Origin of the sequence: Verrucosispora sp. WMMD573, from assembly GCF_027497175.1 — a bacterium.
In the GTDB taxonomy this organism is placed as follows: Bacteria; Actinomycetota; Actinomycetes; order Mycobacteriales; family Micromonosporaceae; genus Micromonospora.
This window is the reverse complement of sequence record NZ_CP114901.1, coordinates 4,313,069-4,332,356: the sequence shown is the minus strand read 5'-3', so window position 1 is coordinate 4,332,356 and position 19,288 is coordinate 4,313,069. Positions and strand designations below refer to the sequence as shown.

Below are 19,288 nucleotides of genomic sequence, written 5' to 3'. Positions count from 1 at the left end.
CCCCACACAGCGCGCACCCCACCGACCCGAAGAGCGACGCCGCCGATCCCGTGTCTCCCGCGCACGGCACGCGCGGCGGCATGCGGCGTCGGGCGGCTCACCGGGACGCCCCCGCGCCACCGCCGACCGCGGCGTCCGAGTCTGCGGGTCGGCGGGCCCGCCGACGCCGCCTGCCCGGCGGCGGCACCAGGCTGGCCAGGTCGCCGCCGACGTCGTTGAGGCGTACCAGGAAGGGCCGCAACGGGGTGTAGCGGATCGCGGTCACCGAGGCCGGGTCCACCACGATCCGCTGAAAAAGATCCAGATGTACGCCGAGCGCGTCGGCGACGATTGCCTTGATCACATCCCCGTGGCTGCATGCCAGCCAAACCGCCTCCGGACCGTGTTCGGCACTCAGCCGCGCGTCCCAGGCCCTTACCGCCGCGACCGCTCGGGTCGCCATCTGCGCCATCGCCTCGCCGCCGGGAAACACGGCAGCGCTGGGATGCTGCTGCACCACCGGCCAGAGCGGCTCCTTGGCCAGCTTCTTCAGTGGCTGACCCTCCCAACTGCCGTACCCGCACTCGATCAGGCCGTCGTCCACCACCGGCGACGCCTCGGGCAACGCCAGTTCCAGAGTCTGCCGGCACCGGATCAGCGGGCTGGTCACCACGGCCGTCAACGGCACCGCCCGTAGGCGTTCGCCAACCGCGGTGGCCTGTGCGCGGCCGGTCTCGTCCAGCTCGACGGGCTGCCGGCCGGCGAGGCCGCCGTCGGCGTTCGCGGTGGTGCGTCCGTGCCGCAGGAGCAGAAGTGTCGCCACCCGCACAACCCTAGGCCCTCGCCTCACACCCGTCGGGGCGGTACCAAATCCCCCGACCGGCCACCTGGAACCACATCCGCCACCGGTCCGCCACTGCCGGGACGAACGATCTGGGGTGAAAAGCACCGGACGGGCGCAGTGTCCGGTTTTCGGCGGCCACTGGCGGCTGATCGGATGGAATCATCGGCCGGGGGCCGGCGTTGAATACGGTGGCTGATCAAGTAGTACCCACCCCGGCACCCCGGCCTGGGCCTGCGGGAATGACCCGCCCCGGCCGGTCGTTGAACATGGTCCCGGCGCGCGATGTGCCCCCGCACCGCGCCTCCGGAAGTAACCCCGGACCAACCTGAACGCCCGGCCCCGCCCTTGGAGCCGATGTTTTCCGCTGTCTTCTGGCGCTCGACCGCGCCCGGCCTCACCCGCCACCCCCTTTCGACGGTGGGCGGGGCCTACCCCCGACGCGAAGGAGCCACCAATGAACACCACGCTGCGCAAGAGCATCCTCGGCATCGCCGGCCTCACCGCCGCCGCCGGCCTCGCGGCCGGCCCCCTCAACCACTCCACCACCAGCAACGAGCCCACCCCGACCACCCCCATCGCCGCCGTCCAGGCTGACAAGCCGGACGCCAGCAAGCTGCTGCCGCACGGCGTCCCGTCCAACCAGTCGCATGTTGATCTGAATGATGAGCAGGTCGGTAATGTGAAGGCGATCATCGCGGCGACGAAGAAGGCCGGTATGGACGAGCGGGCCGCGGTGGTGTCGATCGCGACCGCGCTGCAGGAGTCGAAGCTGGAGAACCTGGGCCACCTGGGTGACCGCAACGACCACGACTCGCAGGGCCTGTTCCAGCAGCGCCCCTCAAGCGGCTGGGGCACGGTGGAGCAGATCACCGACCCCGAATACTCGACCCTGGCCTTCCTCAAGGCCCTCAAGCAGGTCGACGGCTGGCAGGACATGCCCCTGACCCAGGCCGCGCAGACGGTGCAGGTGTCGGCCTACCCCGACCACTACGCCCAGTGGGAGCAGCAGGCCGCCGACCTCGTCGCCCAGCACTGGACCAGCTGACCACCACCAGCCAACAACCGAAGACATTCCTCCACAGGGGGAGCAAGAACCGCTGGCCGGCACCCGATACCCGGGTGCCGGCCAGCGGCATATCCAGCAACAGCAGACAGCAGGATCCTGGGCCGGCTGGCCTACCTTCGCGCGCAGGCGGACCAGGTCAGGCTGGGGGCGACCGTGCCCGGCGCAGGGATCAAGCCTGACCGCCCGGAGCCGGGCACGGTCGCCCCCAGCCCCAACCGCAACCACCCCAGAGCCAGCACCCCAGAGCCGGACACCCCAGAGCAGAGGCTCAGGTGGCGCTGATGGTGCCGGTGAGCAGCAGGGCCAGGACGAGCGTGCCGATCGCGACCCGGTAGAGCACGAAGATGTACAGGGTGTGGTGCGCGACGTAGCGCAACAGCCAGGCGATGGCCGCGTAGCCGACACCGAACGCGATGAGCGTGGCGACGACCATCTGCGCGACGGTGGGCACCGAGGTGCCGGGCGCCGCCGGTTCGAAGACGTCACCCAGGCTGAACACCCCGGACATCACCACAGCCGGGATGGCCAGCAGGAACGAGTAGCGGGCAGCGGTTTCCCGGGTCAGGCTCAGGAAGAGACCAAAGGTGAGTGTCGCGCCTGAGCGTGACACACCGGGGATGAGCGCCAGTGCCTGGGCGAAGCCCATCACCACGCCGTCCCGCATCCGGAAGTCCCGCAGCGTACGGGTCTGCCGGCCCCAGTACTCGGCGAAGGCGAGCACGAAGGCGAACACGATCAGGGTGGTGGCCACCACCCACAGGTTGCGGGCGGTTTCCCGGATCTGGTCCTTGAGGAGGAAGCCGAAGAGGCCGATCGGGATGGAGCCGATGATCACGTACCAGCCCATCCGGTAGTCGAGGCTGGAACGGACGGACTTGTCCCAGATGCCGACCACCCAGGTTCGGCCGATACGCCAGATGTCCTTCGCGAAGTACAGCAGCACCGCCGCCTCGGTGCCCAGCTGGGTGACCGCGGTGAAGGACGCTCCGGCGTCCTGTTCGAAGAAGATCGCAGAGGTGATCCGCAGGTGACCCGACGAGCTGACCGGAAGGAACTCGGTCAGGCCCTGGACGATGCCCAGGACGATGGCTTCGATCCAGGTCACTCCCCGACTCCCGAGAGGTCCAGCGCCTCGGCGACGGTCCGCAGGGTCTGCACACCCGTGTCACGGTCGGCGGCGAAGAGGGTCACCGACAGGGTGCTCACTCCCGCCTCGGCGTACTCCCGCATCCGCTCGGCGATGCGCTCCTTGGGACCGAGCAGCGAGGTCCGGTCGATGAACTCCATCGGCACGGCGGCGGCGGCGTCGCGCTGCCGCTTGGCCAGGTACAGCTCCTGCACCTCGCGGGCGGCGTCGCCGTAGCCCATCCGGGTGGCCAGTTGGTTGTAGAAGTTCTGCTGGCGGCTGCCCATGCCGCCGACGTACAGCGCCGCGTACCAGCGGACCAGTTCGGCGCAGGAGTTCAGGTCGTCGCCGACCACGACCGGCACGGACGGCACCACGTCGAAGCCGGCCAGTTCCTTGCCGGCCCTGGCCCGGCCGGCACGCACCGCCGCGAGCTGCTCCTGGGCGAACTCGGGCGCGTAGAAGACGGCCAACCAACCGTCGGCGATCTCACCGGCCAGTTCCAGGTTCTTCGGGCCGACCGCGGCCAGGTAGATCGGGATGTGTTCGCGCGGCGGGTGGAAGCCCAGCCGCAGCGCCTTGCCGGGGCCGTCGGGCAGCGGCAGCGTGTAGAACTCGCCGTCGTAGGCGACCTCCTTGCGGCCCACCGCCAGCTTGACGATGTCCACGTACTCGCGGGTGCGGGCCAGCGGCTTGCCGAACCGGACGCCGTGCCAGCCCTCGGAGACCTGCGGGCCGGACACCCCCAGGCCGAGCCGGAACCGTCCCCCGGAGAGCGAGTCGATCGTGGCCGCGGTCATCGCGGTCATCGCGGGCGTCCGGGCGGGGATCTGCATCACCGCGCTGCCGATGTCGATTCGCTCGGTCTGCCCGGCCATCCAGGCCAGCATGCTCGGCGAATCGGAACCATAGGCCTCGGCGGCCCACACCACCGAGTAGCCGAGCCGGTCCGCCTCCTGAGCCAGGGCCAGGTGATCGGCCGGCGTGCTCCACGCTGTCTGGTATCCGAGGCTTAGCCCGAGTCGCACAGAGTCCTCCCCCATCCGCAGTCGCATCAGGTTACGCGGTGTCGGTGGGCGGGACGATCACCGGCTCACCCCGATTCGCGGGCAGACTCGACGGGAGCGAGGATATCCGTCCGGCCCTGGTTCGAAATAAGGTTCACCCATGCAGCAGCGACCGCTCGGCCGCAGCGGGCTGGCGGTTTCCCGGCTCGCGCTCGGCACCATGACCTGGGGCCGGGACACCGACGCCGACGACGCGGCCGCGCAGTTGAAGAGCTACCTCGACGCCGGTGGCAACCTGATCGACACCGCCGACGTGTACGGCGACGGCGACGCGGAGTCGGTGATCGGCTCGCTGCTGGGCAGCCTGGTGCCCCGTGAGGAATTGTTGATCGCGACGAAGGCGGGGCTCCGACCGGGCGGCAGCCGACGCCGGGACGGCTCCCGAGGCCACCTGCTGCGCACGCTGGACGCGTCGCTGCGACGGCTCGGCACCGACCACGTCGACCTGTTCCAGGTGCACGGCTACGATCCGCAGACCCCGTTGGAGGAGACCCTCGCGGCACTTGATCATGCAGTGGCCAGTGGCCGGGTCCGCTACGTCGGCGTGTCGAACTTCTCCGGCTGGCAGACCGCCCGGGCGGCGGCATGGCAGGCGGCGTGGCCCGGGCGGGCACCGGTGGTGGCCGCCCAGGTGGAGTACTCACTCCTGGAGCGGGGGGTGGAGCGGGAGGTGCTGCCCGCCTGCGAGGCACTCGGGTTGGGGGTGCTGCCCTGGTCCCCGCTTGGTCGTGGCGTGCTGACCGGCAAGTACCGGCACGGCCGGCCGGCGGACTCCCGGGCGGTGTCGCCGCATTTCGAGCGTTTTGTCGCCACTTACCTGGAGCCGCGCTGCTCCAGCATCGTGGAGGCGGTCGCCACGGCCGCGAGTGGCCTTGGTGTCTCCCCGCTGGAGGTCGCGCTGGCCTGGATCCGGGATCGGCCGGGAGTGACCGCCCCGATCCTCGGCGCGCGCACCTCGGGACAGCTGCTCGGGGCACTCCAGGTGGAACGGATGACCCTGCCCGACGAGATCACCACGGCGCTGGACGACGTTTCGGCGCTGGAGGTCGGCTATCCGGAACGCGATGGTTGAGCATCACCAGGTGAAGGGTGGCGCTCCAGGGGTCCAACTGGGCAGCATAGGCCCCATGGACTACGAATACGCGCCGCTGCGGTTACCGCCGAACGTCGATCGGTTGACCGCCGCGGCGCAGCTGGCGATTCAAGCGGAGTACTCCGGCTGGGAACTGGCCCGGGTTCGGCTGTTCCGCGACGGTACGCGGCAGGTGGTGCTGCGCCGCCGACGAGTCAACCAGCCGCAGCCGGGCCTGTCGTACTGACCGGCGGCGGTGGCGCCGATCACCGGGCCGACCGTTGCGGCCGACCCGGTGACCGACGGTACCCGCGCCGTCAGTGCACGTGGTCGTGCTCGTCGTCGAGTTCCAGGAACGGATGCTCGTCGAGGCGGCCGACCAGACGATCGTCGGCGCCGGGCTGGAACGGGCCGGCCGGGTCGTCGTCGGCGAACGACTCCAGGTCGACCGGGGTGCCGACCTCGCTGACCATCACCACCCCGTCGAGCGGTTCGAGCTCCGGCACGTCGAGCGCGCCGAGCGACCCGTCGCCGCTCTGCAGCAGCTCCAGCACGGCCTCGCCGACACCCTCCACCGGCGGCACCTCCTCGTCGCCGGGCACGCCCTCGCGACGGGCGGCCTCGGCGACGCGGATCAGCGCGGCGACGCTCGGCACCCGGTAGTCACGCCGCTGGCGTACCGAGATCACCTGCGGGTGCGGGTCGGTCGACTCGACGCCCTCGCCACCGGCGAAACGCTGATCGGCCTCGTCCGGGTCGATGGACTCGACGTCCCACGGGGTGACCTCGCCGAAGGCGTCCATGAGTTGCTCGTCGTAGGCGAACGACGCATTGTTCAGCGCGACGTACGCCTGCCAGACGTCGTCGTCGTCGATCCGGCCCTGCGCGGCCCGGACGGCGGCCAGGTGGTGGCGGGCCGCTTCGATCACGCGCTCGAGAGCGGCGTCCAGCTCACCGTGCTGGTCGGTCATGTGAGGCGTCCCCTTCACGAAGAATCAAGGATGTCTAGCAGGTACGCAGGAACCGGTCGAGAACCCGCACGCCGAACTGTAGTCCGTCCACCGGGACCCGCTCGTCGATGCCGTGGAACAACGCGGAGAAGTTCAGGTCGGCCGGCAGCCGCAACGGCGCGAACCCGAAGCAGCGGATGCCCAACTGCGAGAAGGCCTTGGCGTCGGTGCCGCCGGAGAGCATGTACGGCACGGGCCGGGCGCCCGGATCCTCGGCCCGCAGCGCGGCGCCCATGGCCGCGACCAACTCGCCGTCGAAGGTGGTCTCCAGCGCCGGCTGCCGTTGGACGTACTCGATGGCGATGTCCGGGCCGACCAGCTCGCGCAGCTGCCGCTCCAGCAGCTCCGACTGTCCAGGCAGGCTGCGGCAGTCGATGGTGGCGCTGGCCCGACCGGGGATCACGTTGTCCTTGTAGCCGGCGGCGAGCCGGGTCGGATTCGCGGTGTTGCGGATGGTGGCGCCGACGATGTTGGCGATCGGGCCGAGCTTGGCGATGGCGGCCTCCGGGTCGTCCGGGTCCAGCTCGATCCCGAGAACCTCGGAGACCTCCTCCAGGAAGGCGCGCACGGTGTCGGTGACCACCACCGGGAACCGGTGCCGGCCGATCCGGGCCACGGCTTCGGCCAGCGCGGTGACCGCGTTGTCGTCGTGCACCATCGAGCCGTGCCCGGGCCGGCCCTTGGCGTGCAGCCGCAGCCAGTCGATGCCCTTCTGGGCGGTCTCGATGAGGTAGAGCCGCCGCGACGGGTCCACCGTGTACGAGAAGCCGCCGACCTCACCGATGCCCTCGGTGCAGCCGTCGAAGAGTTCGCGGTGCCGGGTGGTCAGGAAGTGCGCGCCGTACTCACTGCCCGCCTCCTCGTCGGCGGTGAACGCGAGCACGATGTCCCGCGGCGGGCGCACCCCCGTACGCTGCCAGTTCCGTACGACCGCCAGGACCATCGCGTCGAAGTCCTTCATGTCGATGGCACCGCGGCCCCACAGGTAGCCGTCGCGCAGCTCGCCCGAGAACGGGTGCACCGACCACTCGTCGGCGTCGGCCGGCACGACGTCCAGGTGCCCGTGCACGAGCAACGCGCCCCGGCTGGAGTCGACGCCGGGTATCCGGGCGACCACGTTGGCCCGGCCGGGCGCGGACTCGTGAATGACCGGAGTGATGCCGACGTCGGTGAGCTTCTCCGCGACGTACTCGGCCGCGCCGCGTTCGCCGACGCTTGTGGCGTTGTCGCCGGTGTTCGTGGTGTCGATGCGCAGCAGGTCCCGGCACAGCTCGACGACCTCGTCGGTCGGCGCGGGGAGGGCGGCGTGGGCGTCGCTCGTCATCGTGCCTTCATATCAGCCTAGAGTTTCGGTTCGGGCGGCTGCGGGTACTGCCGCGCCTGCCCGATGCCCGTCGAAGCCACCTCGTCGCTCCGCCCGCCCGCCCAGGAGGCGACCATGTCCGTCCATCTGCCGCCGCTGCCACCCACCCCCGGGGACGCCTACCAGCCGCCCGGGCGCAGTATCGCCGACCTGGTCGCCGAGGAGCACCGGCAGTTGCTGCAGTTGACCCGGCGGCTGATCGAGCCCGGGCCGGACCCGGAGCACGGCCGCGACGTCCTGGTCGCCGCCCTGTCCCGGCATCTGTCCGGGGAGGAGCAGTACCTGCTGCCCGCCGTCCGGCATGCCGTCGAGGGAGCGAACCCACTTGTCGACGAGGTGTTGACCGGCGACGTCGAGCTGCTGCGCGCCCTGCGGGAGCTGACCGACGACGCCCTGCCCGACATCGCCGCCCTGGTCGAGGCGCACGCCCGTGCGGTCGACCCGCTGATGCAGCGGCTGTGTGCCGCCGCCACCGAGGAGGAGCTGATCCGGCTCGGCAACCGACTGGAGATCGCCGAGGAGGCGGCACCGACCCGCCCGCATCCGGCGGTGCCGCACAATCCGCCGTGGAACCGGATCGTCGAGCCGGCGGTCGGTGTGGTGGACAAGGTTCGGGACGTCCTCGCCGGCCGGCACACCCAGTTGGGCGAGCTGACCGAGCCGCCACCTCGATGAGAGACCCACGACACGTTCATGGTCGTTGATCCGTCCAGGCACTACCGCCAGCTGCGTCGTGGCCCTACCGTCACGCTATGAACCTGGAGTTGCGCCACCTGCGGGTGGTCTGCGCCATCGCGGAGACGGGGAGCGTGACCAAGGCGGCCTCGACGCTCGGCCTGGCCCAGCCGGCGCTGACCGCCCAGCTCCAGCGGATCGAACGTACCCTCGGTGGACCGCTGTTCGAACGGGACCGGCGCGGCGCGCGACCCACCGCCCTCGGCGAGCTGGTGCTCGCCCGGGCCCGGGTGCTGTTGCCGGCGATGAAGGGCCTGCAGGACGAGGCGGCCCGGTTGGCCGGCGCGGGCGACGCCCCCCGCCGGTACCGGTTCGGCGGGGTGAACAGCCCGATCCTGGGGCGGCTGGTGCACCGGCTGGCCGCCGAGCAACCGCAGGCGCAGATCAGCACGCACGCCTCCTGGTCGGTCGACGAGCTGGCCCAGTTGGTCGCCGGCGGCCGGCTGGACTACGCGCTGACCGGGGTGTGCGGTGACTCGACACCGTCGGCGGACTACGGGCTGAGCTGGCGGGAGGTCGCGGTCGACCCGGTCATGGTGCTGCTGCCGGAGACCCACCCGCTGGCCGGGCGCGACGAGGTGGACCTGGCCGACCTGCGGCACGAGCAGTGGGTGGCGGCCCCGGGGGACGGCTGCTTCGGCGACTGCTTCGCCGCCGCCTGCGCCCGGGCCGGGTTCACCCCCCGCAAGGTGTACGAGGCCGACGTGCGCAGCTGCATCGATCTGGTCGACGCCGGTGAGGCGGTGGCATTGTGCCAGGCCACGTTCCGGCCGGTCGCCGGTCTGGTGACCCGCCGGCTGGTCGAGGCGCCGCTGAGGTGGAGGCTGATGCTGGGCTGGCATCCGGACTCCGCCGCGGCCCGCACCGCCGACCTGGTGCTGGAGACCGCCCTGGTCGCATACACCGATGCCCTCGCGCCGCATCCGGCATATCTGGCCTGGCTGCTGCGGAACCCGGCGTTCGGCGTCCGGCGACCGGCGCCGGTGGTGGCGGCTCACCGGGTGCGAACCGGCTGAGCGCGGGTAAGGGGCGGGTATGACCGACCTCTATCCCGCCGCCGACGACCGCGAACTGCTTCGTCGGGCCGCCGCCGCGCACACCGCCGCCGTCCGCGAGTGCGAAGCGTTCCTGCGCCGGTTGCCGGAGGTGCCCGACCCGGCCGACCTGGCCGAGTACGCCAACCTGCTCACCCGTGAGGAGCAGACCCGCGCCGACCGGCAGGCCGCCGCCGACGTCGCCGGGCTGGCCATCGGCAGCCTCGAAGCGGAGTAGCCGCCAGCAGGTACGGCCGTCCCCGACGCGACGCGGCGGCGCCGGGGACGGCCGTGGCGGTTCAGCGTTCGACGAGCACGTCGTGGCCCAGGTCGAGCAGGCTGTGCCGCCATTCGTCGTCGGCGTTGCCCCGGCCGGGCTTGGCGGCGGTCAGCGAGCGGATCCGCTCGATGGCGTCACGCATCACGTCGATGTCCTCCGGGGTCAGGTCGACCTTGCGTTTCCGCAGCACGGCGAGGATCTGCCGGCCCGGCTCCGGCAGGTTCAGGTCCGGGTCGGGGCCGAACGCGCTCTCGCCGGAGCCGCGGGTCAGCAGCCACTGTCGCAGTTGTTCGGACGGCACGTTGACCTCGGCGTGGAAGTCCTCCCAGAGCACTTCCACCTCCGGGTCGAGTCGCTGTTCGCGTACCATCAGCCCTCCTCTGCCGGCGGCGACCCGGACTCCTCCGGGTGCCCCTCGTCGGTCTGCCCGCCCAGCCCTTCCGGCGGCACCTGCACCCGGGCGGGGTTGGCCGTCGGTGGCGCCAGGATCGCCTCGGTCCGCTCGTCCTCGCGGGCCTCGTCCGGTTCGGTCATCAGTACCCTTCCGGTCAGCGGGGATGCGAGGTCGTCGCCCTGGCGTGCCCCCGACCGGCCGAAACGTCGAAGGCCAGCCGGTCGTCCCGGGCGTCGACGGTGACCCGCTGACCGGGTGAGATCTGCTGCTCCAGCAGCATCCGGGACAGGTGGTTGTCGACCTCCCGCTGGATCACCCGGCGCAGCGGCCGGGCACCGAACTCGGGCTGGTAGCCGTGCTCGGCGAGCCAGTCGACGCCGGCGGTGGTGAAGTCGACCTCGATGTCCTGGGCGTGCAGCCGGCGACGGGTCTCCTCCAGCAGCAGCTCCGTGATCTGGCGCAGCTGCTCGGCCTCCAGCCGACGGAAGATGATCACCTCGTCGATCCGGTTGAGGAACTCGGGGCGGAAGTTCTCCTGCAACCGGCGCATCAGCCGCTCCCGCAGCTCGTCGCTCTCCTGCCCCGGCTCGCCGGCGCCGAAGCCGACCGCGCGCTGAGTGCCGGTGATCAGCTCGGAGCCGAGGTTGCTCGTCATGATGAGTACGGTGTTCTTGAAGTTGACGGTGCGGCCCTGGCTGTCGGTCAGTCGCCCGTCGTCGAGCACCTGCAACAGCACGTTGAACACGTCGGCGTGGGCCTTCTCGATCTCGTCGAGCAGCACCACCGCGTACGGGCGGCGACGGATCGCCTCGGTGAGCTGGCCGGCCTCCTCGTACCCGACGTAGCCGGGCGGCGCCCCGACCAGTCGACTGACCGTGTGCCGTTCCTGGAACTCGCTCATGTCGACCCGGACCATCCGGTCCGCCTCACCGAACAACGCCTCGGCCAACGCCCGCGCAAGCTCGGTCTTGCCGACGCCGGTGGGGCCGAGGAAGAGGAAGCTGCCCATCGGCCGGTTCGGGTCGGCCAGGCCGGTACGGGAGCGACGGACCGCCTCGGCTACCGCGGTGACCGCGTCGTCCTGCCCGACGACCTTCTCGTGGAGTTGACCCTCCAGCCGCAGCAGCCGGTCGCGTTCCTCCTCGGTGAGCTGGCTGGCCGGGATGCCGGTGGCCCGGGACACCACCTCGGCGATCTCCTCCGGTCCCACCTCCGGCACCTGGCTGCCGTTGCCGTCGTCGCCCCGGGCCCGGTGCACCTGGCTCTCCAGTTCGGCGACCCGGTCGCGCAGGGCGGAGGCACGTTCGTACTGTTCGTCGGCGACCGCCTGCTCCTTGTCCCGCCGTACCTCCTCCAGCTGTTGTTCCAGGTCGCGCACGTCGGCGTCCGGGGTCCGGGTGCGCAGCCGGACCCGGGCGCCGGCCTGGTCGATCAGGTCGATGGCCTTGTCGGGGAGGAAACGGTCGGTGATGTAGCGGTCGGACAGCTCCGCGGCGGTCACCAACGCCTCGTCGGTGAAGCGCACCTGGTGGTGTGCCTCGTAGCGGTCCCGCAGCCCGCGCAGGATGGCCACGGTGTCCTCGACTGTGGGTTCGGGTACGAACACCGGCTGGAAACGTCGGGCCAGCGCGGCGTCCTTCTCGATGCTGCGCCGGTACTCGTCCAGGGTCGTCGCCCCGATCACCCGCAGTTCGCCACGGGCCAGCGCCGGCTTGAGCATGTTGGATGCGTCCATGCCGCCCTCGCTGCCCGCGCCGCCCGCCCCGACCAGGGTGTGGATCTCGTCCAGAAAGATGATCAGCTCCTCCCGGTGCGCCCGGATCTCGTCGATCACCTTCTTCAGCCGTTCCTCGAAGTCGCCCCGATACCGCGTTCCGGCGACCAGCCCGGCCAGGTCGAGCTGGATCACGCGCTTGCCGAGCAGCGTCTGCGGCACGTCGCCGTCGCAGATCCGCTCCGCCAGGCCCTCGACGATCGCGGTCTTGCCGACGCCGGCCTCGCCGATCAGCACCGGGTTGTTCTTGGTACGCCGGGACAGGATCTCCACCGCCTGCTCGATCTCGTCGGCACGCCCGATCACCGGGTCGATCTGGTCGTTGCGGGCCAGGTCGGTGAGGTCCTGGCCGTACTGGTCGAGCGTCGGTGTGCCCCGGTCCGGTCGCGGGCCGCCGGCCGGACCGCGTTCGGCGTTGGCGGCCTGCAACGACTCCGGCTGTATACGCCCGGCGGCGAGCATCCGGCCAGCGGGCGACTCGGGATTCAACGGCAGGGCCATCAGGATGTGTTCGGGCCCGATGTAGTTGGCGCCCATCGCCCGGGACAACTGGTGCGCGTCGAGCAGCGCCCGCTTGGCCGCCGGGGTCAACGACAGGTTCGGCGGCACCTCACCGTGCGGGGCGCCGTCGCCGCGGCCACCCAGGGCGTTGACCAGGGTGTCCGGGTCCGCGCCCGCCCGCCGGACCAGGTCACGCAGCGGCTCGCGTTGCAGCGCCGCCCACAGCAGGTGGTCGGTGTCCAGGTCGTTGCTCTGCTTCTGCGCGGCCCGGCGCGCCGCGTCGGCCAGCATCTCCCGCGCGTCCGCGGTCATCAGGCGGGTGATGTCGACCCGATGCGCCGGGCGTCGCCCGCCCTCGCCCCGACCGAAGTACCGCGCCAGGAACTCGTCCCACGGGTCGGAGCCGAAGTCACCGGGTCCAATCATGTCTGTCCTCCGCGGTCGGGCGAGACGGTCGGCACGGGCTACCCAGGCGCCGGCCGGACAAACGCCACGAAGGGGCAACCAGCCGTTGCCGCCGCCGGATGGCAGGCTGAACGGATGGAACCGACACCGCTGCTGATCGTGGACGCGGCCAACGTGGTGGGCTCGCGCCCGAACGGCTGGTGGCGCGACCGGGCCGGCGCCACCGCCCGACTACGCGACACGCTCGTTCCGCTGGGTGGGCGGGGTCTGCCGCCGGACCTGCCACCCCCGGTCGAGGTGGTGCTGGTGGTGGAGGGTGCGGCCCGCGACGTGCCGGGCGTCGAGGGAGTACGCGTGGTGTCCGCCGCCGGCTCCGGCGACGATGCCGTGGTCGAACTGGTGGCCAGCACCGGGCACCGGCGACGGGTGGTGGTGACGGCCGACCGTGAGCTGCGCCAGCGGGTCACCGCGTACGGCGCCGAGGTGCGTGGACCACGGTGGCTGACCGGGGATGGCGGTGGGTGAGCGCCCGCCCACAGGTCCCACGAATCGGACCCGAGGCGTGTTCGGTCGACAACCGGTCAGCGGGGCAGGAACACTGACAGGGCGGTTGTTCGGTCCCCTAACGGCATAGGCTCTAATGGAGTCCTCCCCGCCCCCAGGAGGTTCCGCGTGGCGAGCGTCGCCGAGCTCAAGGCAGCCATCGATGTCGCACTTCAGCAGATCGGTGACGGTCAGAGCGCCGTGCAGGCCGCCGGCGAGAAACTGGCCGAGGCGCAGCAGACCCTCGCCGGAGCGCTGGAGGGCAGCGGTCACACCACGGTGGAGGCGGCGCAGGCGTCGCTGACCCAGGCCAGCCAGGAGCTGGAGGAGTGCCTCGCCGCGACACTCGTCGCGGTCGAGCAGGCCCAGCAGTACGTCTCGACGCTGTAGGGGCGGGCGTGTCCATCGTCGAGGAGGTCGGCGCGCAGGTCCGCGCCGCCGCCGAGGAGTTGCCGCTGGGTCTGCTCGGGCAGGCGCTGGAGAAGTTCGGCCTGGCCAGTGAGCGGCTGCGCTGGGTGCGTCAGGAGTCGGCCAACCCGATGGGGGTACCGGAGCTGTCCACCGCCACCGAGCACGCGGAGACCGCCGGCTACGCGTTGCGGCTGGCCCAGGAGCAGCTGACCGCGTACCTCGCCGCGATCGGGCTGGCCCCCGACGGCGCGCCGCCGGCCCCCGGGCAGCCCGAGCGGCGGCCGGCGCACGACACGCCCGGTGCGGCCGAACCGGTGCTCGCCGCGCCCGAGCCGGCCGGCGAGGTGCGGCTGCGTCGCTGGTGGTCGGTGCGGGTGGCCGAGCTGACCGGCGGGCGGGAGGGTCCGGCGGAGCCACCTGACGAACGCATCGCCGACTCCCGGGAGCTGCTGCACCGGGTGGTGCGCGGCGTCCGGGCCGGTGATCGCGACCGGCTGCACCGCGACCTGCGTGGCGCGCACGCCGATGTCGGTCTGGGGCTGGCCGCCGTGGCCCCGCCGCTGCTGCGCGACCTCGCCAGCGAGCTGCTCGGTCATCCACCGCGCGGCGACGACCTCGCCCGGCTGCACCGCGAACTGGACGGCCGGGTCCGCGACCTGCTCCCCGGCCTGCCCGCCCCGGTGCTGGACACCCTGCTCAGCCGGGTCTGCCGGATGCCTCCGCCGCGCCGGGGCGAGGGCGAGGGCGAGCAGCCGCACGCCGCCGACCCGGCGGTCACCGCCGGGGTGCTCACCGGCGTCCTGCTCGACCGTCTCGGCCGCGACCTGCCGCCCGAGCCCGCCGACGGCGACCGGCCCACCAACGGCGGGGCGGCCGGTGGTCGGATCACCTCCCACGACGGGCTCGTCGCCCGGCCGAGGCGCGGGATCGATGGCTGACCGGCGCAATCAGCTGGTCACCCGCGTCCGGGAACTGCTCGCCGAGGCGCTCGGCGCGTCCCGGGAACGGTCGGCCACGGCACAGATCACCCTCTCGGCCGCCCACGATCGGGCGGTGCGGGTTCGTCGGGCCGCCGCCGCCGTGCCGGCGCGCGTCGGCGCCGAACGCGACCGCCGCCTCGCCGAGATCGACTCCCGGCACGCGGCACGGTTGGCGGTGCTGGCCCGGGAGGCGGCCGAGGCCGCGGCACGGGAGGCGCCCGGCGCGGGTTCGGCGGACTGGCCGGGCTGGCGTCCCACCCCGGCAGAGCGGGCCGAACCACCGGGAGCGACCCGGATCGGCACCGTCCGGCTGGCCGGCACCGAGCCGGTACCAGCGCTGGTCCCGCTGCTCGATGCCGGGCACGTGACGCTGGACGGGGACGCCGACGGCTGCTCCGCCGTGGTCGCCGCGCTGCTGCTGCGCAGCCTGGGCCGGGCGGCACCGGGCAATGTGCGGCTGGTCGGCTACGACCCGGACCGGCTCGGCGGCGGACTGGCCGGATTCGCCCCGCTGGGTCCGGCAGGGCTGCTCACCTTCGTCGGCCCGGGTGGGCTGGGCCGGCTCCTTGACGACCTGGTGGAACAGATCCGCCGGATCAACGAGACCGTCCTGGCCGGCGAGCACGCGTCGCTGCGCGACCTGGCCGCCGCGACGGGACGCCGCCCGGAGCCGTGGCGGGTCGCGGTGCTGCTCGGCGGCGACGAGCTGTCCCGGCACGAGCGCGGCCAGCTCGACCGGGTAGTCCGTGCCGGCGTGGCCTGCGGCGTCCACCTGATCGTGCGGGGTGTGCCGGTGCCCGACCAGGCGGCGGTCACCCGGGTGACGGTGACCGCCGACGATGCGCGGATCGGTAGCCTGCCGGTCCGGCTCGACCCGCCCCCGCCGGCTGCCCTGGTCACCGAGACCTGCCGGGACATCGCCTCCGTGGTCAGTGCCGGCCCCGCGCCCACCCCGTTCACCGACCTGCTGCCGCCGGCCGACCAGATGTGGCGGGAGGACTCGGCGACCGGGTTGACCGCGCCGATCGGTGAGGGACCGCAGGGCCGGCCGGTGCTGCTCACCCTCGGCGACTATCCACCGCACGCGTTGATCGGGGGGCCCTCGGGCACCGGCAAGACAAACCTGATCTTCGCCTGGATCGGCGCCCTCGCGGCCCGCTATTCCCCCGCCGAGCTGGAGTTCTACCTGTTGGACTTCAAGGAGGGGGTGTCCTTCGCCCGGTTCGCCCAGGGCCGGCGGGATCCGAGTTGGCTGCCGCACATGCGGCTGGTCGGCATCAACGTCAACACCGACCGGGAGTTCGGTCTGGCGCTGCTGCGCTTCCTGGCCGAGGAGTTGCGCCGGCGGGCGGACGCGGCCAAGAAACACGAGGTCACGAAGCTGGCCGAGCTGCGCGCGGTGGATCCGACCGGGCACTGGCCGCGCATCGTCGCGGTGGTCGACGAGTTCCAGATGCTGCTGGCCGGCCGGGACGCGGTCGCCCGGGAGGCGGCCGACCTGCTGGAGGACCTGGCCCGCCGGGGCCGCTCCCAGGGCATCCACCTGGTGCTGGCCTCACAGGACGTACGCGGCATCGAGGCGCTGTGGGGCCGGCCCGCGCTGGTGGCCCAGTTCACCCTGCGGATCGCGTTGCCGAAGGCGCTGCGCATCCTCGCCGAACGCAACGACGCCGCCCAGTCGTTGCCGAAGTTCCACGCCGTGGTCAACGCCGAGTCGGGCCTGTCCGAGGGCAACCAGGTGGCCCGGATCCCGTCGGCCAGCGACTGGGAGACGTGGAGCGACCTGCAGCACCGGCTGTGGCGGATGCGTCCGGCGGAGGCTGCGCCCGCCCGTCTCTTCGACGGCGACGCCGTCCCCCGGCTGGCCGACGCACCGGACTTCCGGGCGCTGCGGGCGCCGGAGGTCGGCACGCCCCGAGGGCCGCTCGCAATCCTCGGCGAGATCATCGACGTGCAGGCCCGCTCGGCGGTGCTGCGCCTGCCCCGGGCACCGGGCCGCAATCTGGCCGTGCTGGGCACCCGGGTCGACGAGGCGTGCGCGGTGCTGGACTCGGCGGCCCGCTCGCTGGCCCGGCAGCACCGCCCCGGCAGCGCCCGCTTCTCGATCGCCTGCCTGGATCCGGATGCCGACCCGGCGGCCCGTGCCCTGTACGAGGATCTCGCCGACGACGCCGCCTGGTACGACGAGGAGACCGTGGCCGAGCTGATGGCCGAGACGGCCGACGCCCTGGGTGCGCCCGGCGCCACCGGAGCACCCCACTATCTGCTGCTGTTCGCCGTCGACGCGGCGGCCGGGACGCTCGCCGCGCGTACCGGCCGGGCCACCGGGCTGGAGAGCCTGCGCCGGATCCTGCACGACGGCCCCGAGCGGCGCACCCACGTGCTGGCCTGGTGGCGTGGGGTGGCCCGGATGCGCGCCGACCTGGGTGGCACCGGTGCCCGCACCGATCAGATCGGCGCCTGGGTGGCGCTGGACACCCACGGCGGGGAGCTGGGCCCGTCGTTGTACCCGGGCAGTGGTGGGCCGGACTGGTACCCCCGACCGTGGCGCGGGCTCTTCTTCGACCGGGCGGTGCACCGGACCGGGCAGACCATCATTCCCTACGGGCCGGCACGATGAACGAACCGGTCACCAGCCAGACCTACACCGCCCAGCTGCGACGGCTCGCCGAGCTGGCCGCCCGGGTGCGCGAGCAGCGCGCGGAGGCACGGGACTGGTACGACCAGCAGTGCGCGGCGGCGGACCGGGCGGTGGCCGAGTCCGCCGACGAGGTGAACCAGGCCGAGCGGGAGCTGGCCGCCGCGCGCGAGGCGCAGGAACGGGTGGACGCCGAGGTGGCGGTGCTGTGGCAGGAGCTGAACAGCCGCCTGGGCGGTGGTGGACGACGTGCCGGTGCACCGCCGATGCCCGCGCCGGAGGCGACCGGCGATCCGGTCGCGTTGCTGGAGGGCGTACGCGATCTGCTGCGCCGGACCCGTCAGCCCGGCGAACTACCGGGCAACCTCAATCCGCTGTTGGCGTTGTGCGGTGTCGGCGGTGGGGTGCTGGCGTACGTGTTGGGCGCCGTCGCCCGCGCCCTGGCTGCCCGCAACGACGGTGACCTGGCCGTCGGTCTGCCGGTACTGGCCCTGGTGGTGACGCTGCTCGGCCCGGTGCTGGGGCTGATCCCGGCGCGTCTGATCGCCGACCGTCGCCACGCCGTGCTGAGCCCCCGCCCCGTCCTCATCGTCGTCATCACCGGCCTCACCACCACCCTCCTCCTGCTGGCCCTTCCCCTCCCCTGACGCACGCGCCCGCGGGCCCTTATCGATCAAGAGGTTCGCGCCGGAATCCCGCCGGGCGGGGCCAACGCAAACCTCTTGATCGCGCTGGGCGGCGGTCCGATCAGGCGGGGGTGAGGGCCGCCTCGCGGAGCAGGCGGCGGGTGAGGGTGAGGCGGTCGGCGTCGGTGTCCAGGCCGGGAAGGTCGCCGACTCGGATCGGCGGGCCGGTGAGCAGGGCACGGACGGCGGGTCCACACTGCGCGGGCAAGGTGACCGTACGGTCGAACAGGCGCAACGCCAGCCGTTCGCCCTCGGGGACGAGCTGCCAGCGCAGGCCCGCACGGACGGTGACCCGGCTGTCGGCGGTCAGCGCGGTGATCGCGGCGGCCTGCGCCAACGGCCGGATCGGCGCCGGACGCGACGCCGACCAGGCCCGCTGCCGCAGCCGGGCGGCCACCGCGGCCGGGTCGGCCCGCAGCAGCCACTCCCGCAGCGCCTCGACCGTCTCGGTCAGCTCCGGTTCGATGGCGTCCGGATCGGCCACGTCGGTGCCGAACGGCAGGGTCGCCCGCAGCCGCTGGTCCTCGGCGGCCAACGCGAGCAACTCCTCGACCAACGCGTACCGGGTCAACGCCCGTACGCCGACGGTCAGGTGCAGCGAGCTGGACTCCTGCGCCTGGGCGCTGTGCAGCCAGCCCCGGGGCAGGTAGAGGGCGTCACCCGGTTCCAGGACGAAGTCCAGCGCGGCGGCCCCCTGTGCGGTCGCGGCGACCTCGTCGGCCCGGCCGCCCCACGGTTGCCGCTCAAGCGGGTCGGGCAGCACCGGTGGATGAATCCGCCAGTGCTTGTGGCCGTCGACCTGCAACACGAAGACGTCGTGGGTGTCGTAGTGAGTGGCGAAACCCTGGCTGTCCGGCGGAGTCAGGTAGGCGTTGACCTGCAACGGCTGCCCCACGGCCAGGCTCAGGTCCCGGGTGAAGTCGATCAACGCCGGCCAGGTGCGGTGCAGACCCTGCAGGACCAGGGTGGCGCCGTCGGCGTACAGCTGGAGGATCCTCTCGTCGAGGACCTGGTCGTCGATCTCGGCGCCGGCACCGCCACCGCCGGTGTACCGCGCCGCGGGCAGCACCTGGCCGTCCTTGGCGACCCGCAGGAAGGGGGTACGCAGACCCCGCCGGCTGAGCAGTTCGTCGGCGTCGGCGGGGCCGAGCAGATCGGTGAAGCCGGCCGGGTTGGGCAGTTCGGCGGCGCGGGACAACAACGGAGTACGTCCCCAGTGCGCGGCGGCGAACTTCGCCGCTTCCACGCTGACGCAGCGGGCCAACGCGGCCGTGGCCGAGACCAGTTCGGCAGGCTCGTCGAGGCCGGACGGCATGGTTGCCGAAGACGGAGCCGCCGGGCGGCCGTGGCCGCCCGGCGGTTCGAGATGCGTCATGGCGA

20 protein-coding genes are annotated in these 19,288 nt (G+C 72.5%); 11 read left to right on the top strand and 9 right to left on the bottom strand.

Going from position 1 to position 19,288, the window contains the following annotated elements; all coding sequences use genetic code 11:
• Positions 1–97 precede the first annotated feature (97 nt).
• Positions 98–808, bottom strand: a complete 711-nt coding sequence (locus O7601_RS19705) for a histidine phosphatase family protein (protein WP_281562569.1) — start codon at positions 806–808, stop codon at positions 98–100.
• Between the two features lie 469 nt (positions 809–1,277).
• Between O7601_RS19705 and O7601_RS19700 the strand changes: the two genes are divergently transcribed.
• Complete coding sequence (locus tag O7601_RS19700; protein WP_281562568.1) at positions 1,278–1,868, top strand: hypothetical protein; 591 nt, start codon at positions 1,278–1,280, stop codon at positions 1,866–1,868.
• A 289-nt stretch (positions 1,869–2,157) separates the two neighbouring features.
• Here O7601_RS19700 and O7601_RS19695 read toward each other — a convergent pair whose 3' ends face one another.
• Together O7601_RS19695 and O7601_RS19690 are read right to left on the bottom strand one after the other, a co-directional pair.
• A complete protein-coding gene (locus O7601_RS19695; protein WP_281562567.1) occupies positions 2,158–2,994 on the bottom strand; it encodes an undecaprenyl-diphosphate phosphatase in 837 nt (278 codons plus the stop codon).
• Complete coding sequence (locus tag O7601_RS19690) at positions 2,991–4,043, bottom strand: LLM class F420-dependent oxidoreductase (RefSeq protein ID WP_281562566.1); 1,053 nt, start codon at positions 4,041–4,043, stop codon at positions 2,991–2,993. The genes O7601_RS19695 and O7601_RS19690 overlap by 4 nt, the downstream gene beginning before the upstream one ends.
• Before the next feature lie 139 nt (positions 4,044–4,182).
• Here O7601_RS19690 and O7601_RS19685 point away from each other — a divergent pair, with 139 nt between their 5' ends.
• A complete protein-coding gene (locus O7601_RS19685) occupies positions 4,183–5,154 on the top strand; it encodes an aldo/keto reductase (RefSeq protein ID WP_281562565.1) in 972 nt (323 codons plus the stop codon).
• A gap of 55 nt (positions 5,155–5,209) precedes the next feature.
• A complete protein-coding gene (locus O7601_RS19680; RefSeq protein WP_210935797.1) occupies positions 5,210–5,401 on the top strand; it encodes a DUF5703 family protein in 192 nt (63 codons plus the stop codon).
• Between the two features lie 70 nt (positions 5,402–5,471).
• Here the strand turns inward: O7601_RS19680 and O7601_RS19675 are convergent, their stop codons facing one another.
• Entirely contained in the window at positions 5,472–6,125 is a 654-nt protein-coding gene (locus tag O7601_RS19675) for a hypothetical protein (protein ID WP_281562564.1), read from the bottom strand.
• A 34-nt stretch (positions 6,126–6,159) separates the two neighbouring features.
• A complete protein-coding gene (locus tag O7601_RS19670) occupies positions 6,160–7,488 on the bottom strand; it encodes a M20/M25/M40 family metallo-hydrolase (protein WP_281562563.1) in 1,329 nt (442 codons plus the stop codon).
• A 114-nt stretch (positions 7,489–7,602) separates the two neighbouring features.
• Between O7601_RS19670 and O7601_RS19665 the strand changes: the two genes are divergently transcribed.
• From O7601_RS19665 to O7601_RS19655, 3 genes are all read left to right on the top strand, one after another.
• Positions 7,603–8,202, top strand: a complete 600-nt coding sequence (locus tag O7601_RS19665; protein ID WP_281562562.1) for a hemerythrin domain-containing protein — start codon at positions 7,603–7,605, stop codon at positions 8,200–8,202.
• Between the two features lie 77 nt (positions 8,203–8,279).
• Entirely contained in the window at positions 8,280–9,278 is a 999-nt protein-coding gene (locus O7601_RS19660; RefSeq protein ID WP_281562561.1) for a LysR family transcriptional regulator, read from the top strand.
• A gap of 19 nt (positions 9,279–9,297) precedes the next feature.
• Positions 9,298–9,534 (top strand): hypothetical protein, encoded by a 237-nt coding sequence (locus O7601_RS19655; RefSeq protein ID WP_281562560.1) that lies wholly within the window; start codon positions 9,298–9,300, stop codon positions 9,532–9,534.
• Positions 9,535–9,595: 61 nt separating this feature from the next.
• On the opposite strand, the gene O7601_RS19650 is transcribed toward O7601_RS19655, so the two are convergent.
• From O7601_RS19650 to O7601_RS19640, 3 genes are read right to left on the bottom strand one after another with little or no spacing between them, the layout of a single operon-like run.
• The gene (locus O7601_RS19650; protein ID WP_281562559.1) at positions 9,596–9,946 is read right to left on the bottom strand and encodes a DUF3140 domain-containing protein; all 351 of its coding nucleotides are present in this window, start codon (positions 9,944–9,946) and stop codon (positions 9,596–9,598) included.
• The gene (locus O7601_RS19645; RefSeq protein ID WP_166458402.1) at positions 9,946–10,110 is read right to left on the bottom strand and encodes a hypothetical protein; all 165 of its coding nucleotides are present in this window, start codon (positions 10,108–10,110) and stop codon (positions 9,946–9,948) included. Before O7601_RS19645 ends, O7601_RS19650 begins: the two co-directional genes overlap by 1 nt.
• 14 nt (positions 10,111–10,124) lie before the next feature.
• Positions 10,125–12,671, bottom strand: a complete 2,547-nt coding sequence (locus tag O7601_RS19640) for an ATP-dependent Clp protease ATP-binding subunit (RefSeq protein ID WP_281562558.1) — start codon at positions 12,669–12,671, stop codon at positions 10,125–10,127.
• A 114-nt stretch (positions 12,672–12,785) separates the two neighbouring features.
• Between O7601_RS19640 and O7601_RS19635 the strand changes: the two genes are divergently transcribed.
• From O7601_RS19635 to O7601_RS19615, 5 genes are all read left to right on the top strand, one after another.
• Entirely contained in the window at positions 12,786–13,175 is a 390-nt protein-coding gene (locus O7601_RS19635; RefSeq protein ID WP_281562557.1) for a hypothetical protein, read from the top strand.
• A 147-nt stretch (positions 13,176–13,322) separates the two neighbouring features.
• Complete coding sequence (locus O7601_RS19630) at positions 13,323–13,583, top strand: hypothetical protein (protein ID WP_092379879.1); 261 nt, start codon at positions 13,323–13,325, stop codon at positions 13,581–13,583.
• Between the two features lie 8 nt (positions 13,584–13,591).
• Positions 13,592–14,542, top strand: a complete 951-nt coding sequence (locus tag O7601_RS19625) for a hypothetical protein (protein ID WP_281562556.1) — start codon at positions 13,592–13,594, stop codon at positions 14,540–14,542.
• Positions 14,535–17,204 carry an FtsK/SpoIIIE domain-containing protein gene (locus O7601_RS19620; RefSeq protein WP_281562555.1) on the top strand — a complete coding sequence of 890 codons (2,670 nt, stop codon included), beginning with the start codon at positions 14,535–14,537 and terminating at the stop codon, positions 17,202–17,204. The genes O7601_RS19625 and O7601_RS19620 overlap by 8 nt, the downstream gene beginning before the upstream one ends.
• Entirely contained in the window at positions 17,201–17,869 is a 669-nt protein-coding gene (locus O7601_RS19615) for a hypothetical protein (RefSeq protein WP_281562554.1), read from the top strand. The genes O7601_RS19620 and O7601_RS19615 overlap by 4 nt, the downstream gene beginning before the upstream one ends.
• A gap of 100 nt (positions 17,870–17,969) precedes the next feature.
• Here O7601_RS19615 and O7601_RS19610 read toward each other — a convergent pair whose 3' ends face one another.
• Positions 17,970–19,283, bottom strand: a complete 1,314-nt coding sequence (locus tag O7601_RS19610) for a cupin domain-containing protein (RefSeq protein WP_281562553.1) — start codon at positions 19,281–19,283, stop codon at positions 17,970–17,972.
• Between the last annotated feature and the right edge of the window lie 5 nt (positions 19,284–19,288).